This is a genomic window from Paenibacillus sp. GbtcB18, from assembly GCF_019091125.1.
Lineage (GTDB): Bacteria > Bacillota > Bacilli > Paenibacillales > NBRC-103111 > Paenibacillus_F > Paenibacillus_F chitinolyticus.
Genome location: NZ_JAGXJX010000978.1, coordinates 1 through 230 on the forward strand (window position 1 = coordinate 1; position 230 = coordinate 230).

At 53.5% G+C, this 230-nt stretch carries 1 pseudogene; it reads left to right on the forward strand.

Annotation, left to right across the window (positions count from 1 at the left end):
- Nucleotides 1–230: pseudogene (locus tag KVT34_RS31455) on the forward strand (D-alanyl-D-alanine carboxypeptidase); the annotation flags it as partial.

The window sequence follows — 230 nt, forward strand, 5'->3', positions numbered from 1 at the left end:
ATGCCCAATACAGCAACTTCCCGTTCTTCAAACCCGGAGACACCCTGGGAGAGCTTGAGAACAGCACAGGCGACGTCGCTTCGGTGCCTCTGACCGCACCGCGTTCTTACAGCATTTTGATGAAAAAAGGTGAAAGCAAAGAAGGAATCCGCCACGAGCTCCAGCACAATCAGAATCTGTTGCCGCCGATCGCCAAAGGGCAGCCTAACGGCAAAATCGTGGTGTACAAG